Source organism: Xanthobacter sp. DMC47 (genome assembly GCF_056313845.1).
In genome coordinates this window covers 922,904-937,607 of sequence record NZ_JBQUZM010000004.1, presented here as the reverse complement: position 1 = coordinate 937,607, position 14,704 = coordinate 922,904, and the positions used below count along the sequence as shown (strand labels likewise).

Sequence of the window (14,704 nt, the reverse complement as noted above, 5' to 3'; positions counted from 1 at the left end):
GCACCGCTGCGTTTCCCGACGGAGATAGGGAGCCGCGCGGGGATTTGCGAGGGGGGACGGCGAGAGAATTTCCCTTACGTCATATCGCCCGTCCTGCCGACCGCGACGATGCTGCCGCGGCGTGAGGTCGTGCTTTCCCGCCGGTGGATCGCACTGCTAAGGTCCGCCCGCCCCCGGACGACCGAGTTGCGGAGATCGTGATGCCTGCCTTGGAGATGCGTGCCTCGGAGAAGCGTGCCTCGGAGATGCCTGCCCGCGAATCGCGCGTCTCGCGCCCCGGCGCCCGTCACAGCCTCGCCGCCGCGCTGTTCGCCATTCCCCTGCTGGCCATTCCCCTTCTGGCTGGCACCGTCCTCGCCGCGCGTCCCGCGAAGGCGGAGCCGCTGGGCGTCACCGTGCGCAACGAGAGCGTCAACGCCACCTGCGCCGAGACCGACAACGTGACGCTGAAGCTGGTGTCGGACAAGGTGCAGAAATTCAACATCAGCGTCCGGCACCCGGCCTATCTCGGCATGCTGCTGGTGGACAATACCGATCCGGATTGGGAAACCTGCGACATGTCCGGCGACCCCATCGTACCGGCCGATCCCAAGGCGCCGCAGCCGCCCACCGCCGCGCCGAAGCGCATCACCATCTTCGAGACGCCGGACATGTGGGTCACCGGCTTCGTCTTCCCCACCTTCTGGCGGGCGGCGACCGTGCCGGTCCGCATCGGCGGGGACGTCACGCAGGGCCTGCACATGATTCAGCTCTGGGTGCGCGCGGAAGGCAAGGCCGAGGAGGTGCTGGTGATCTATCCGCCGGACGGATACATGCGCGCCCGTCCCATGTCGCCGGCGCACATGCGCGATACCGCCTATGGCTCGTCCTTCCTCGTAGGCCCGGTGGAGCAGGCGGAACGCCCCATCGTGCGGCTGAAGGAGGTGGACTTCGCCCCGCAGACCCGCACCTTCACCCTCCATTTTGCCGCCGGCGGCAAGGCGCGGATGCAGGTGGTCAAGGCGGGTTCCGACGAGGTGCGCCTCGAGGTGCAGCTCGACGGCACCCCGCCCGGCACCTTCGCCGCCTTGCGCTCCATGTATGTGACGGAGGGGAATGCCGACGTGGCCCGCGTCAGCTGGCGCAGCCTCGGCAGCGGCAAGAACGGAGCGGGCGGCACCATGGGCGAGGCGCCGGTGCTGTCCTTCGCCGATGCGCAGAACGTCTCCATGCTGTGGGCGGGCCGCCTCGTGCCCTCGCGCCACAACACCAGCGCGCCGGATTTCATCTTCGACGGCTTTGCGGGACGCTGAATCTACCTTATGATACCGTGGTTTGTCGCAATTTGCGATTCATGCGAAAACCATAACGCGCGATGCAACTTGAATGGCATGGCGGCTCACGCGTAAGTCGCGTCCGTGGCGAGGATGGGAGGGATCTTCCGCCGCGGTTCAGCGCGCCGGTCCCGGCAGGGAGCGGCCGGCCCTCATGCAGGTGAGATGCGCCCGCACACGATGCAGCCCGCGGGGCCGCCGACGGTGATGCCGCCGGTCCCCGGGGCCCAACAGGACAGCCCCGCCGGACCGGACGTCGCGTCCGTGCCGCAGGAGATCGCTGTGCCGCCGGCGGCGACCGCGCCGCGCGGTTCCGCCGTCTCCGTTCTGGCCGATCTCCTCCTGTTCGCCCTGTTCTATGGCGGCGTCGTCATCGCCTTCACCGAGATGGGGCGGCGCCTCGGGGTCTATCCGGCGATCTGGCCCACCAATGCGCTGGCGGTGGGCGTCTATTTCCTCATGTTCCGGGATGCGGTGGGGCGGCTGTCCGCCGTCGTCGCCCTCGTCTCCATCGTTGTCCAGCTGGCGGCGCTGGGACAGGACATCGGCTCGGCGCTGGCCGCCGGCTGCGCCAACGGGCTGACCTTCGCGCTGGTGGGCTGGGGCTGCGTGCGCGCCGGCATGGAGCGGGGCGCGCTGCGCAGCGTGCCCATGGTGGTCAGCCTCGGCGTGGTCGCGGTGGCGGGCACCCTGCCGGGAGCGGTCATCACCGCCTTCGTCCAGTTCATCGAGAACAACGGCACGTTCGTCCCGCTGCTGCTGCGCTGGTGGATTCCGGAAATGGCGAGCGTGGTGCTGCTGCTGCCGCCCTTCCTGCTGTGGCACGGACGCAAGGAAGACCTCACCACGCGCGGCACCGAGGGCGTGCGCCCGAAATTCTCCCGAGAGGAGGAACTGGGCTTCGCCAGCCTCGCGCTGGCCACGACGCTGGCGGCCAGCGCCTATTATGGCGAGCCGCTGCTGCGCGACCTCGGCGGCGCCATCCTGCTGTGGTTCGCCTTCCGCCTGGGCCTGTTCGCCACGGCGGTCGCCTCGTGCGTCTATGCGCTGGTGGTGCTGGGGCTGGGCATGGCCCAGGCGTGGCCGCAGCAATCGTGGGGGCAGGATGCTCCCGATCTCGTCGCCGCCATGCTGCGCCTGCAGGCGCGCCTCGTGCTGGCGATGATGCCGGCGCTGCTCATCGCCGCCATCATGGCCCAGCGCAGTCGGCAGCAGCGTGAGGTGCAGGAAGACCGCCGCCGCCTCGCCTACGCGCTGGAAGGCGCCAACGACGGCATCTGGGACTGGCACCTGCCGTCCGACGCGGTGTTCTTCAGCGCCCGCGCCCACCGGATGCTCGGCCTCGAGCCCGACGATGCCCGGAAGCGGCTCTCCGATTACGGACAGATGATCCACCCCGAGGATCTTCCCGCCGTCGCCAAGTCGCTGAAGGATCATGCGGAAGGCCGGCACCTGCTGTTCCAGGCGGAGATGCGGGCGCGGCATCGCAACGGCAGCTGGCTGTGGGTGCTGGTGCGCGGCAAGATCGTCGAGCGTGATCCGGTGGGGCGGCCGACCCGGGCGGTGGGCACCGTCACCGACATCTCCCAGCGCAAGCATCTGGAAGCCGCGCTGGAGCACGCCGCCTCCCACGACCCGCTCACCGGCCTCTCCAACCGGGCCGGCTTCGACCGGGCGCTGGAGCAGGCGCGCCGCCGCCTCGTGCGCGACGGCGCGCTGTTCGCGGTGGTGCTCATCGACATCGATTATTTCAAGTCGGTCAACGACCAGCACGGCCACATGGCCGGCGATCTGCTGCTGACCACCGCCGCGCGGCGGCTGCAGTCGGCGATCCGTGCTGGCGACCTCGTGGCGCGCTATGGCGGCGATGAGTTCGCCATCATCGCCGCCGGCAAGAGCCGGGAGGAGTTCGCCGCCATGGCCGAGCGCCTGCACCGGCACCTGTCGCGGCCGGTGGAGGTGGAGGGGCTGGTGCTGCCGTCCTCCTTCTCCCTCGGCATGGCGGTGGCGGACGACCGGACGCTGGATGCGGCCGCGCTCATCGCCGAGGCCGACACGGCCCTTTATGCGGCGAAGGATGCCGGCCGTGGCACCTGGCGCGCGGTGGGCATTGCCGCCCGCACCGCGGAGGAAGCCGCCCACGAGACCCCGCGCCGCGCGAGGTCCCCCCAGTCCGGCCTGCGCGTCGACCGCCGCCCGCCGCAATAGCGAGCGGCGTTACGCGCTCAGCCGATCGCCATCACCGCCTCGGCGTCCAGCACGCCGCCGGCGCCGCCGGTCACGACTTCCTCCAGCCCCTTCGCCTCCACCGCGAGGTTTTCCGCGAAGAAGCGGGCCACGGCGATGCGGGCGGCAAGGCGCGGGTCCGTCGCCCCGCCCGCCCGCTCCGCATAGGCGGCAAGCGCCGTGCGGGCGAGGAAGGCGCCGCCGGCCGCGCGGGCGTAGAGGCGCAGATAGGGCGTGGCGGCGGCGAGCGCCTTGGCCGGCTCGTCCGCCACCCGGTCCAGCATCACCCGCGTCGCCCGGGCGAGGGCGTCCACCGCCTCCGCGAGGCGCAGGCCGGCATGGCCGAAGTCCGGCGCGTTGAGGGCGGAGACCTCCTCCGCCGTCTCGCGATAGTCGGCGATGAGCGCGTTCACCACGTCGCCGTCTTCCTGCGTGAGCTTGCGGGTGACGAGATCGATGGCCTGGATGCCGTTGGTGCCCTCGTAGATGGCGAAGATGCGGGCATCGCGCAGGTGCTGGGCCGCGCCCGTCTCCTCCACATAGCCCATGCCGCCATGCACCTGGATGCCCAGCGACGACACCTCGATGCCGGCATCGGTGGAGAAGGCCTTGGCCACCGGGGTCAGCAGGCTTGCCTCGGCCAGCGCGGCGGCGCGGGCGATGGGATCAGGCAGAAGGCGCGAGCGGTCCAGCGCGTCGGCGGTCTTCAGGCACAGCGCACGGGCGGCGTCGGTCTCGGCGCGCATGGTGAGCAGCATGCGCTTCACGTCCGGATGGGCGATGATGGGGGCGGAGCCCTCCACCCCCGGCGCCTTGCCCTGCTTGCGGTCGCGGGCATAGGCGAAGGCGCGCTGGGTGGCGCGCTCGGCCACCGCCACGCCCTGCACGCCCACCGCGAGGCGGGCGTTGTTCATCATGGTGAACATGCAGGCGAGGCCGCGATTTTCCTCGCCCACGAGGTAGCCGACGGCGCCCTCGCCCTTCTCGCCGAACGCCATGGTGCAGGTGGGCGAGCCGTGGAGGCCCAGCTTGTGCTCGATGCCGGCGCAGACCACGTCGTTGCGCGCGCCGAGGCTGCCGTCCTCGTTGACGAGGAACTTCGGCACCACGAAGAGGGAAATGCCCTTGGTGCCGGCGGGCGCGTCCGGCAGGCGGGCGAGCACGAGGTGGACGATGTTCTCGGCGATGTCGTGCTCGCCGTAGGTGATGAAGATCTTGGTGCCGAAGATGCGATAGGTGCCGTCCGCCTGCTTCACCGCCTTGGCCCGCAAAGCGGCGAGGTCCGAGCCGGCCTGCGGCTCGGTGAGGTTCATGGTGCCGGTCCAGGTGCCGGCCACCATCTTGGGCAGGAAGGTGTGCTGGAGCGCGGCCGTGCCGTGGGCGGTGAGCGCCTCGACGGCGCCGAGCGTCAGCACCCCGCAGATGCCGAAGGCCGGGGAGGCGGAATTCCAGAATTCGGTGAGCGCCGAGGTGACCGAGGTGGGCAGGTTCTGGCCGCCGAACTCCTCCTCCGCCGCGACGCCGCTCCAGCCGGCCTCGCTCCAGGCCTCATAGGCGGCGCGCATGCCCTCCGGCGTCGTCACCGCGCCGTCCTTGATGGTGCAGCCCTGCTTGTCGGCCACCCGATCGAAGGGGGCGACGACGGAGGCAGCGAACTTGCCGGCTTCCTCCAGCACGGGGTCCACCACGTCGAAGGAGAGATCGACGAGGCCCTGGGCCATCAGCTCGGGGAGTGAGGTGGAGGTCTTGAGGAAATAGGAGATCTCTTCCACCGGCGCGCGATAGCTCACGGAACCCTCCCTTAAGGTTTGGGGGCGCCGGCTTGACCGCTCCCGACGGGCACGCTCTAAGCACGGCGATTGCCGGTCTCCCACATCGCGGCGCCGGCCGCTGACGTCAAGAGGCGCGCCCTGACCCTTTGGTCGGGGGGCGCGGGTTCCAAGCCATGGCCGTGACCGCTCCCGATCGCCCCACGAGGCTCCTCGACGCCCATGCGCCGGGCGCGGTGGATGAGGCCGCGCAGCTGTTGGCGGCGGGCGGGCTGGTGGCTTTCCCGACCGAGACGGTCTACGGCCTCGGCGCCGATGCCGCGAACCCGGATGCGGTGGCCGCCCTCTATGCCGCCAAGGGCCGCCCGGCCTTCAACCCGCTCATCGCCCATACCGCGGATGCTGCCGCTACCCGCCGCCTCGGCACCTTCAACGCGGATGCGGCGCTTCTGGCCCAGCGCTTCTGGCCGGGGCCGCTGACGCTGATCGTGCCGTTCATCGGCGGCGACGGCGTGTGCGACCTCGCCCGCGCGGGGCTCGACACGGTGGGCCTGCGGGTGCCGTCCGATCCCCATGCCCGGGCGCTGCTCGCGGCGTTCGGCGGGGCGGTGGTGGCGCCCAGCGCCAACCGCTCGGGCCATGTCTCGCCCACCGAGGCGGGCCATGTGATGGACGACCTCTCCGGCCGCATCGATGCGGTGCTGGACGGCGGACCGACGCCGGTGGGCGTCGAATCGACCATCGTGGACTGCACCGGCGCCGATCCCGTGCTTCTGCGCCCCGGCGGGCTCGCGCGGGAGGAGATCGAGGCGGCGCTGGGCCGGCCTCTGCGGCTGCCTGTCTCGGAGAGCGACGCCGCGCCCTTGGCGCCCGGCCGTCTCGCCTCCCATTACGCGCCCCGCGCCGCGCTGCGGCTCGATGCGGTTGCGGTGATGCCCGGCGAGGCGCTGCTGACCTTCGCCGGCGCCCGGCCGCCGGGCAGCGAAGGGGCGTCGACCGCCCTCGACCTCAGCCCCTCAGGCAGCCTCACCGAGGCGGCCGCCCGGCTCTATGGCGCCCTGCGCGCCCTCGATGCGGCGGGCGTTCCCGCCATCGCCGTCGTTCCCCTGCCGCGGGAAGGACTCGGCGAAGCCATCGCCGACCGCCTCGCCCGCGCCGCCGCACCCCGACCCTCCCAGAGCGAGTTGCCGCAATGACCACCCAGACGCTCGATGTCGACGGCCTCACCATCGCCATCGGCCACGCCTCCGACGCCGACACCGAGGCGCTGGCCGCGCTGTGGGAGCGGGCGGGGCTGACCCGGCCGTGGAACGATCCCCACGCCGACATCGCCCTCGCCCGGCGCGGGCCGCATTCCACCATCCTCGTGGCGCGGGAGGGCGGGCGCATTCTGGGCTCGGCCATGGTGGGCCACGACGGGCATCGGGGCTGGGTCTATTACCTCGCGGTGGAGCCGGATCTGCAGGGCCGGGGCCTCGGCCGGGCGCTGCTGCGCGCGGTGGAGGACTGGCTGCGCGCCCGCGCCATCCCCAAGCTCATGCTGCTCGTGCGCCCGGACAACGAGAAGGTGCGCGGCTTCTATGCCGCCGAGGGCTATGTGGAAGAGCCGCGCATCGTCTTTTCCCGCCGCCTGGACGGGAATTGAGCGAAGGTGTTTTTGGGGCTGCCGCACCCAAAGGGATGAGGCCATTGGGGCCTTCGGCGGCAATAGTCTTGATCCGGCGCAACATCCTCCCGGTGCTGCTGGAATATGGTATGGCACAATAAAGAACGTAAAGATTACGCCAAGGGAGGGCGTTCCTGTCCATGTCCACGCTGCTCGTCACCCATCCCGCCGGTCTCAGCCACGCGACGCCCGCCGGTCATCCCGAGCGCGCCGACCGGCTCCGCGTGCTGGATCGCATCTTCGAGCAGGAGAAGTTCTCCCATCTCGTGCGCGATCTCGCGCCGCGCGGGGAGCGGGAGGACATCATCCGCGTGCATCCCGCGGACTTCGTGGACGCCATGGGCGAGGCCGTGCCGCAGGACGGGCTGGTGCGCATCGATTCCGACACCATCCTCTCGCCGGGCAGCTGGGAAGCGGCCCTGCGCGCGGTGGGGGGCGCCTGCTTCGCGGTGGACGAGGTGATGGAGGGCAAGGTCTCCAACGCTTTCGTCGCCATGCGCCCGCCGGGCCACCATTGCGAGACGCGCAAGCCCATGGGCTTCTGCCTGATGAACCAGGTGGCCATCGCGGCGCGCCACGCGCAGGCGAAATACGGCCTCCAGCGCGTCGCCATCGTGGATTTCGACGTCCACCACGGAAACGGCACGCAGGAGATCTTCTGGGCCGACGACAGCGTGCTCTACTGCTCCACCCACGAGATGCCGCTCTATCCCGGCACCGGGGCGCAGGGCGAGACGGGGGCGGTGAACACCATCGTCAACGCCCCGCTGCGCTCGGGCGACGACGGCACGGTGTTCAAGGAGGCGATGGAGACGCGCATCCTGCCGCGCATCACCTCGTTTGCGCCGGACCTGATCCTGATCTCGGCCGGGTTCGACGCGCACGTGCGCGATCCGCTCGCCTCGCTGCGCCTCGTGGACACGGATTTCGGCTGGATCACGCGCCGGCTGATGGAGATCGCCGACCAGAAGTGCGAGGGCCGCGTGGTCTCGCTGCTCGAAGGCGGCTACGACCTCGAAGGCCTCGCCACCTCCGCCGCCGCCCACGTCACCGCGCTGATGCACGGCTGACGCCGGGGCGTCCCAGTTGTGGGGCGCATGACAAAGGCCCGGGAGACTTGCTCGCGGGCCTTTGGTCAAAGCTGAAAACTATTGCCTGTAGTGCTGGATGCGCGTGGTGCGCAGGCCGGGCAGGCCGTGGCGGTCGATGGAGGCCTGCCACGAGAGGAATTCGTCCACGGTGAGGGTGTAGCGCTTGCAGGCCTCTTCAAGGGAGAGAAGCCCGCCGCGCACGGCTGCCACCACCTCCGCCTTGCGGCGGATGACCCAGCGCCGCGTATCGGGCGGCGGCAGGTCGGCGATGGTCAGCGGTCCCCCGTCCGGCCCGATCACATATTTGACCCTCGGACGATAGGCATCCGTCATGTCTACGCACCTGTTACTCAAACCAACTTCGATGAAGATGGCAGGTGCCGATGAAGACTTTGCTAAAGCACGGAAATAAAAGGATTTTTACTTGTCTTAATGGGGGCTGAACAGGTTCTTCCCGAAGCGTAAACACGCGGCCACGCTTTCGCAATTTGCGAAGGGGCCAAGTTTTCCGGTCAGCATGTTGAAAAGAAAGGCGGCTTGGGCGGTGCCGTGGTGCTGCGCGGGCGCGCGGAGCGCCCGGGGATTCAGCACTTGTTCAGCTCTATTAATGGATCACGAAGTAATGATTGGCGCTGGGCGAGGGCGCCGCGTGCGCTGCAATATGCGTTTTGTGGGCCTGGCGTGTGCCGGGCGGGTTCGGGGCATCGCTTTTCTTTCACCGCCGTCATGCCCGGGCTTGTGCCGGAAGTCGGCTGTTGCCGACTTCCGCTCCCGAGAACGGAACCCGCGAACACGCGGGTGCAGGGCATCCACGTCCGGCCGATGGGACGGTGGGCGGAGACTGATTCCCGGCCGATCCACGTGGATGGCCGGGACAAGCCCGGCCATGACGGTGGTGAGAGGTGTGGATGGCCGGGACAAGCCCGGCCATGACGGTGGTTGGGGGCGGTCGGTTCCCCGGACCAGCGACGGCGACAGCCGGAGCGCCGAGCCGGGGTCCAGCGCAAGAGTTCTCGCGAAGCGGGGCAAAACCTGGGAGCGTTGGGATCGGGAAGCGCCTGCGGCGGACTATTGCGCCGGGCCCCGGCTCGCATTCCGCTGGCGCTGCATGCGTCCGGGGCGCGAGGGCGGTGAAGGCCGCCCTATCGCTCCTATGACTGGGCCACGCTCCTCCCGCCCGTCACATAGGCGCGCCAGCCGCCGAGCGCGGTGATTTCCTCCGCCTCTTCCACCGCATGGGCCTCGCAGAGGAAGCCGGGCACTTCCGAGCCGTCCTCCAGCCTGAGCTTGCCCACGCCCAGCGGCGCGGGAATGGCGGCGACGAAGCGGCCGAAGGCGGCGGGGGCCAGCGCCCACACCTCCACCTCCAGCCCCGGTCCGGTGAAGCCGGGGGCGCGCACCACGCCGGGCTTGCGGGGCGTGGTGTCGGGCAGGACGAAGAGGCGATAGTCGGGCGCGGTGCGGCAGCTTTTCACCAGCACGCCGCCGGCGCCGGTCAGTTCGCCGTTGAGGGGCATGCCCGAAAGATGCGCGCCCACCACGGCGATGGGCACGGCATCCGGCGGGAGAGAGGCGCGAGGGCCGCTGAGCGGGGTCTCGTTGGTCATCTTGGTCCTCACACGGTTTCGAGCACGGCCACCACATCGCCCGAGCGGACGGTGCGGCCCGGGGCGGCGCGGATCTCGCGGACGCGGCCGGCGGCGTGGGCGGTGATGGAAATCTCCATCTTCATGCTCTCGATGATGGCGATGGTGTCGCCTGCGGCGACCACCGCTTCCTCTTCCACCAGCACCTTCCAGACATTGCCCGGCACGTTGGCGGAAACGCCGAAGCAGCCGTCCGGCATCTCGCCCTCGCCGAGCATCCCGGCGCCGTCCTCGACGACGAAGCTGTCCAGCCCCTCCGCCTTCCAGCGCGCGCGCTCGGCCTCGAAGGCCGCCTGCTGGCGGGCCTTGCCGGCGGCGATGGCACCGGCATTGGCGGAGAGGTTCGCGGCATAGTCCGCATAGGAGAAGCGGCTCTCCTCGATGCGCACCGGATAGGCGCCGTGGGGAAACGCCTCGCGCGCCTCCATCAGCTCCTGATGGGAGACGGGGAAGAAGCGGATCTCGTCGAAGAAGCGCAGCAGCCACGGGTTGTCTTTGAAGGCAGGCGTGCGCCGCCACGTGTTCCACATCTGGATGGTGCGGCCGAACAGCTGGTAGCCGCCCGGCCCCTCCATGCCATAGATGCACATGTAGGCGCCGCCGATGCCCACCGCGTTCTCCGGCGTCCAGGTTCGGGCCGGGTTGTATTTGGTGGTGACGAGGCGGTGGCGCGGGTCGATGGGGGTCGCCACCGGCGCGCCGAGATAGACATCGCCCAGCCCCAGCACCTGATAGCTGGCGCCGAAGATGATGTCCTTCACCGCCTGCTCGTCCTCGAGCCCATTGATGCGGCGGATGAACTCGATGTTGTCCGGGCACCACGGCGCGTTCGCCCGCACCAGCTCCTGATACTTGCGCATGGCGAGCTGCGCCTGCGGGTCGTTCCAGGAAAGGGGCAGGTGGACGATGCGGCTCGGCACCACCACGTCCTCGGCTGCGGGGAGGCCCTTTTCGATCTCCGCGAGGGCGTCGAGCAGCTTGGTGCGGGGCAGGCTCGCGCCGTCATAATGGATCTGGAGCGAGCGGATGGCGGGGGTGAGGTCGATGAGGCCCGGCAGCCTGGCCTGTTGCACCGCCTCGGCCATGAGATGCGCGCGCAGGCGCAGCGCCACGTCGAGGTGCATGTCGCCGAATTCGACGAGGAGATTGTCGTCGCCCTGCCGGCGGTAGACCACGCGCACCGGGCCGTCCTCATGGATGGCGAGGATGGGGGAGGAGGTCTCCTCCGGCGCGCCGACGATGGCCGGGCCGGCGATGGGGTCTTCCGGCCTGGGCAGGGGGGTGAAGCGCACGCGGTCGCCGGGCTTCAACTGTCCCATCTTCCATTGCTCGTCCCGGGCGATCACCGCCGGGCAGACGAAGCCGCCGAGTGAGGGGCCGTCCGGGCCGAGGATGATGGGCATGTCGCCGGTGAAGTCGATGGCGCCGATGGCATAGGCGTTGTCGTGGAGGTTGGAGGGGTGGAGCCCCGCCTCCCCGCCGTCCGTGCGCGCCCAGCGGGGCGTCGGCCCCATCAGGCGGACGCCGGTGCGGGCGCTGTTGAAATGCACCTCGTAGGTGGCCGAGAACAGGTCGGCGATGTCGTCCGGCTGGAAGAAGTCCGGCGCGCCATGGGGGCCGTAGAGCACGCCGATCTCCCAATCCCGCGTCAGCGGGGCGGGGGCGGGCACCGTGGCGGCCGGCGTGGTCGGACGCGCGGATGCGGGGGCGAGGTGGAGGGCATCGCCCGCCTTCAGCGTGCCGGTGGCATGGCCGCCGAACTGGCCGAGGGCGAAGGTCGCCCGCGAGCCCAGCACTTCCGGCGCCTGGAACGCCCCGGCCACCGCCAGATAGGCCCGCTGTCCGGCGCCCTCGATGGTGCCGATGGCGAGCATCTGCCCCGCCTTCACCGCGAAGGCTTCATCATGCGGCACGGCCACACCATCGAGCTTCGCCGGCATATGGGCGCCGGAGATCGCCACCACCCCATCGTCGTGGAAGCGCAGGGTGGGGCCGTTGACGGTCATTTCCAGCGCGCACGCGGTCTCGGGATTGCCCACGAGGGCATTGGCGCGGCGGAAGGAGTGTTCGTCCATGGGGCCGGACGGGGGCACGCCCACGTGCCACAAATTCAGCCGCCCGGGCAGCTCCTGAAGGCTGGATTGCGCGCCCGGGACGACCACTTCCACGCTGGTGGGCCGGAAGGCGAAATCCTTCAGCGCGGTGGTCGCCACCTTGCCGGAGGCGAGGAGGTCGGACGCGGCGATGGCGGAGAGATACTGAAGGTTCGTCTCGATGCCGCAGATGGAGGTCTCGCTGAGCGCCTTCTGCAAGGCGGCGATGGCGCCCGGCCGGTCGTCGGCCTTAACGATCACCTTGGCGAGCATGGGATCGTAATAGGGCGTCACCTCCGTGCCGGTCTCGATCCAGCCGTCGATGCGCGCCCACGCGGGGAATTTCACTTCCGTCAGCAGGCCGGCGGAGGGCTGGAAATTGGCGTGGGGGATTTCCGCATAGACGCGCACCTCCATGGCCGCGCCCTTCGGCGTGAGCGGGCCGGCGGTGCCGATGGGGTCCTCGCCCGCCGCCTGCCGGATCATCCATTCCACGAGGTCGATGCCGAACACCGCCTCGGTGACGGGATGCTCCACCTGCAGGCGGGTGTTCACTTCGAGAAAGTAGAACTCCTGCCGCGCCGGGTCGTAGATGAACTCCACGGTGCCGGCGCTCTCATACTTCACGCTCTCGCCGAGTTGCACGGCGGCAGCGTGGAGGCGGGCGCGCACGGCGTCGGAGAGGAGGGGGGCGGGGGTCTCCTCCACCACCTTCTGGTTCCGCCGCTGGAGCGAGCAGTCGCGTTCGCCCAGCGCCACGACCTTGCCCTTGCCGTCGCCGAAGATCTGCACCTCCACATGGCGGGCTTCGGAAACGAAGCGCTCCAGATAGACGCGGGCATCGCCGAAGGAGGCGCGGGCCGTGCGCTGCACGCGCTCGAACACGTCACGCAACTCGTCCGGCGTGTGGCAGAGCTGCATGCCGATGCCGCCGCCGCCGGCGGTGGATTTCAGCATCACCGGAAAGGTGATGGCCTCCGCCGCCTTGAGCGCCTCCTCGGCGCTGTCGAGGAGGTCGGTGCCCGGCAGCAGCGGCACGCCGGAGGCTTTCGCCAGCTCGCGCGCCGTGTGCTTCAGGCCGAAGGCTTCCAGATGCTCCGGCTTCGGGCCGATGAAGGCGATGCCTTCTTCCGCCAGCCGCCGGGCGAAGCGCACGTTCTCGGACAGGAAGCCGTAGCCGGGATGCACCGCCTCAGCCCCCGTCGCCTTGCAGGCGGCGATTACGGCATCGACGTTCAGATAGCTCTCGGCGGCGGGCGCCGGGCCGAGGCGCACGGCCTCGTCCGCCTCCAGCACGCCGCGGGTGAAGCGGTCGGCATCCGAATGCACGGCGACGGACCTGATGCCCATGGCTCGCGCGGTGCGGATCACCCGCCGCGCGATCTCGCCGCGGTTGGCGATGAGGATTTTCGAGAACATCTCAATCCTCCGCGCCGAACACGAGCACCTGAATGGGCGTCGGGTTGAAGCCGTTGCAGGGATTGTTGATCTGCGGGCAGTTGGAGATGACGAGGAGCACGTCCATCTCCGCGCGCAGCTCCACATAATCGCCGGGGGCGGATATGCCGTCCACGATGGCGAGTTCCCCGGTGGGCTCCACCGGCACGTTCATGAAGAAGTTGATGTTGGGCACGATGTCCCGCTTCGTCATGCCGTGCTTCGCCACTTCGATGACGAAATTCTCGCGACAGGCGTGCAGATACTTCACCTGATGGCCGAAGCGCACCGTATTCGCCTCGCACGAGCAGGCGCCCGCCGAGGTGTCGTGCCGGCCGCAGGTGTCGGCGGTCACCGTCAGCATCACATTGCCTTCGGTGGAGATCAGCTTGGTGCCGGTGGAGACATAGGCCGAGCCCTGCACGCGCAGCGTATCCTGCGAGGAATAGCGCTCCGCGAAGTCATCGGCCTTGTAGAACAGCGTATCCACCGCCTGCTGGCCTTCGAGATCGACGATGCGCACGCTCTCGCCCTTCTTCACGAGGCAGGAGAAGGGCGCGTTGGCGGGCACGAAGTAATCGCGCAAAGCGGAGGACGCATCACGCACGGGGGTGGCGAAGAACTGGCTCATGGATGCCTCCCTCAGCGCGTGGTGTTCTCGAAGCCGCGGACGGCTTCGATGGTGGCGGTGCGGCAGAGATCGTCTGCGGCGGGAGCGGGCGGCTGGTGGCGGATGGCCTCCACCGGGGGCGGGGCGTAGTCCGGCGCCGGGTCCATGGGGTGCGGGCAGTTGGAGAGGGCGACGATGAGGTCCATCTCCGCGCGCAGGTCCACGAAATCGCCCTGCTGGCGGGCGTCGTCGATCCAGCGGAAGTTGCCCTCCGCGTCCGTGCGCACGGGGGCGAAGAAGGTCAAAGCGGGGGGAATGTCCCGCTTGTCGAGGCCGAGTTTCAGCGCTTCAAGAATGAAGTTGTCGCGCGTGTTGCGCAGCACTTTCTCGCCATAGCGGGCGCGGTTGGAGGCGGGGGTGGAGCCGCCCACCAGCGCGTCGTGCATGCCGGTGGTGTCCTCGATGAGGGAGAACATCACCCGCCCCATGTCGGAGAACAGCACGCGGCCCTTGCCCAGCGCGGACGTCCACTGCACCTTCACCGTATCGGCATAGTTCAGCCGCTCGGACGCGTCCGCCGCCGACCAGGCGATCATGGAGACCGCGGCCGGCCCATGCGCCAGATGGATGCGCAGCGCCTCGCCCGCCTTCAGCGGCGTGGACCAGTACCAGCCGCCGGGGATGGTCTCCGTGTGCAGCACCGCGCCGGGCATGATGGAAGCCGAGCCGCGCAGGGTGGGGCCGGGCAGGGCCTTGGGCGCATGCTGCTGGCCTGCCGCCTTCAATTCCTCGTAGCGGCGGCGGTTCTCTTCGATGAACTTCTGGGTTTCGACGCTGACGGTCATGGCTGTCT

The 14,704-nt window shown here is 69.7% G+C and carries 10 protein-coding genes and 1 pseudogene; 5 read left to right on the top strand and 6 right to left on the bottom strand.

The window, feature by feature from the left end:
• Nucleotides 1–200 precede the first annotated feature (200 nt).
• Together ACT54R_RS16155 and ACT54R_RS16150 are read left to right on the top strand one after the other, a co-directional pair.
• Entirely contained in the window at nt 201–1,292 is a 1,092-nt protein-coding gene (locus ACT54R_RS16155; protein WP_476327911.1) for a hypothetical protein, read from the top strand.
• 285 nt (nt 1,293–1,577) lie between these two features.
• Entirely contained in the window at nt 1,578–3,521 is a 1,944-nt protein-coding gene (locus ACT54R_RS16150) for a diguanylate cyclase domain-containing protein (protein WP_476327909.1), read from the top strand.
• A gap of 17 nt (nt 3,522–3,538) precedes the next feature.
• Here ACT54R_RS16150 and ACT54R_RS16145 read toward each other — a convergent pair whose 3' ends face one another.
• Nucleotides 3,539–5,329 (bottom strand): acyl-CoA dehydrogenase, encoded by a 1,791-nt coding sequence (locus tag ACT54R_RS16145; RefSeq protein WP_476327907.1) that lies wholly within the window; start codon nt 5,327–5,329, stop codon nt 3,539–3,541.
• A gap of 155 nt (nt 5,330–5,484) precedes the next feature.
• Between ACT54R_RS16145 and ACT54R_RS16140 the strand changes: the two genes are divergently transcribed.
• The 3 genes from ACT54R_RS16140 to ACT54R_RS16130 all read left to right on the top strand — a co-directional run bounded on the left by ACT54R_RS16140 (nt 5,485) and on the right by ACT54R_RS16130 (nt 8,044).
• Nucleotides 5,485–6,504: an L-threonylcarbamoyladenylate synthase gene (locus ACT54R_RS16140; RefSeq protein ID WP_476327905.1), complete on the top strand. Its 1,020-nt coding sequence runs from the start codon at nt 5,485–5,487 to the stop codon at nt 6,502–6,504.
• Nucleotides 6,501–6,953, top strand: a complete 453-nt coding sequence (locus ACT54R_RS16135; protein WP_476327903.1) for a GNAT family acetyltransferase — start codon at nt 6,501–6,503, stop codon at nt 6,951–6,953. The genes ACT54R_RS16140 and ACT54R_RS16135 overlap by 4 nt, the downstream gene beginning before the upstream one ends.
• Before the next feature lie 161 nt (nt 6,954–7,114).
• On the top strand, nt 7,115–8,044 hold the full coding sequence (locus ACT54R_RS16130) for a histone deacetylase family protein (protein WP_476327901.1): 930 nt from the start codon (nt 7,115–7,117) through the stop codon (nt 8,042–8,044).
• A gap of 78 nt (nt 8,045–8,122) precedes the next feature.
• Here ACT54R_RS16130 and sciP read toward each other — a convergent pair whose 3' ends face one another.
• From sciP to ACT54R_RS16105, 5 genes and pseudogenes are all read right to left on the bottom strand, one after another.
• The gene (gene sciP / locus ACT54R_RS16125; protein ID WP_012113328.1) at nt 8,123–8,398 is read right to left on the bottom strand and encodes a CtrA inhibitor SciP; all 276 of its coding nucleotides are present in this window, start codon (nt 8,396–8,398) and stop codon (nt 8,123–8,125) included.
• A gap of 818 nt (nt 8,399–9,216) precedes the next feature.
• Nucleotides 9,217–9,618 (bottom strand): annotated as a pseudogene (locus ACT54R_RS16120) (allophanate hydrolase-related protein); the annotation flags it as partial.
• A gap of 62 nt (nt 9,619–9,680) precedes the next feature.
• Nucleotides 9,681–13,223 carry an urea carboxylase gene (uca, locus tag ACT54R_RS16115; protein WP_476327899.1) on the bottom strand — a complete coding sequence of 1,181 codons (3,543 nt, stop codon included), beginning with the start codon at nt 13,221–13,223 and terminating at the stop codon, nt 9,681–9,683.
• Nucleotide 13,224: 1 nt separating this feature from the next.
• Nucleotides 13,225–13,872 (bottom strand): urea amidolyase associated protein UAAP2, encoded by a 648-nt coding sequence (locus ACT54R_RS16110; RefSeq protein WP_476327897.1) that lies wholly within the window; start codon nt 13,870–13,872, stop codon nt 13,225–13,227.
• A gap of 11 nt (nt 13,873–13,883) precedes the next feature.
• Nucleotides 13,884–14,696: an urea amidolyase associated protein UAAP1 gene (locus ACT54R_RS16105; RefSeq protein ID WP_476327895.1), complete on the bottom strand. Its 813-nt coding sequence runs from the start codon at nt 14,694–14,696 to the stop codon at nt 13,884–13,886.
• Nucleotides 14,697–14,704 lie beyond the last annotated feature (8 nt).

Coding starts and splice junctions, on each gene's coding strand:
- ACT54R_RS16155 (WP_476327911.1), top strand. CDS start 201: ATGCCTGCCTTGGAGATGCGTGCCTCGGAGAAGCGTGCCTCGGAGATG.
- ACT54R_RS16140 (WP_476327905.1), top strand. CDS start 5,485: ATGGCCGTGACCGCTCCCGATCGCCCCACGAGGCTCCTCGACGCCCAT.
- ACT54R_RS16135 (WP_476327903.1), top strand. CDS start 6,501: ATGACCACCCAGACGCTCGATGTCGACGGCCTCACCATCGCCATCGGC.
- ACT54R_RS16130 (WP_476327901.1), top strand. CDS start 7,115: ATGTCCACGCTGCTCGTCACCCATCCCGCCGGTCTCAGCCACGCGACG.
- sciP (WP_012113328.1), bottom strand. CDS start 8,398: ATGACGGATGCCTATCGTCCGAGGGTCAAATATGTGATCGGGCCGGAC.
- uca (WP_476327899.1), bottom strand. CDS start 13,223: ATGTTCTCGAAAATCCTCATCGCCAACCGCGGCGAGATCGCGCGGCGG.
- ACT54R_RS16110 (WP_476327897.1), bottom strand. CDS start 13,872: ATGAGCCAGTTCTTCGCCACCCCCGTGCGTGATGCGTCCTCCGCTTTG.
- ACT54R_RS16105 (WP_476327895.1), bottom strand. CDS start 14,696: ATGACCGTCAGCGTCGAAACCCAGAAGTTCATCGAAGAGAACCGCCGC.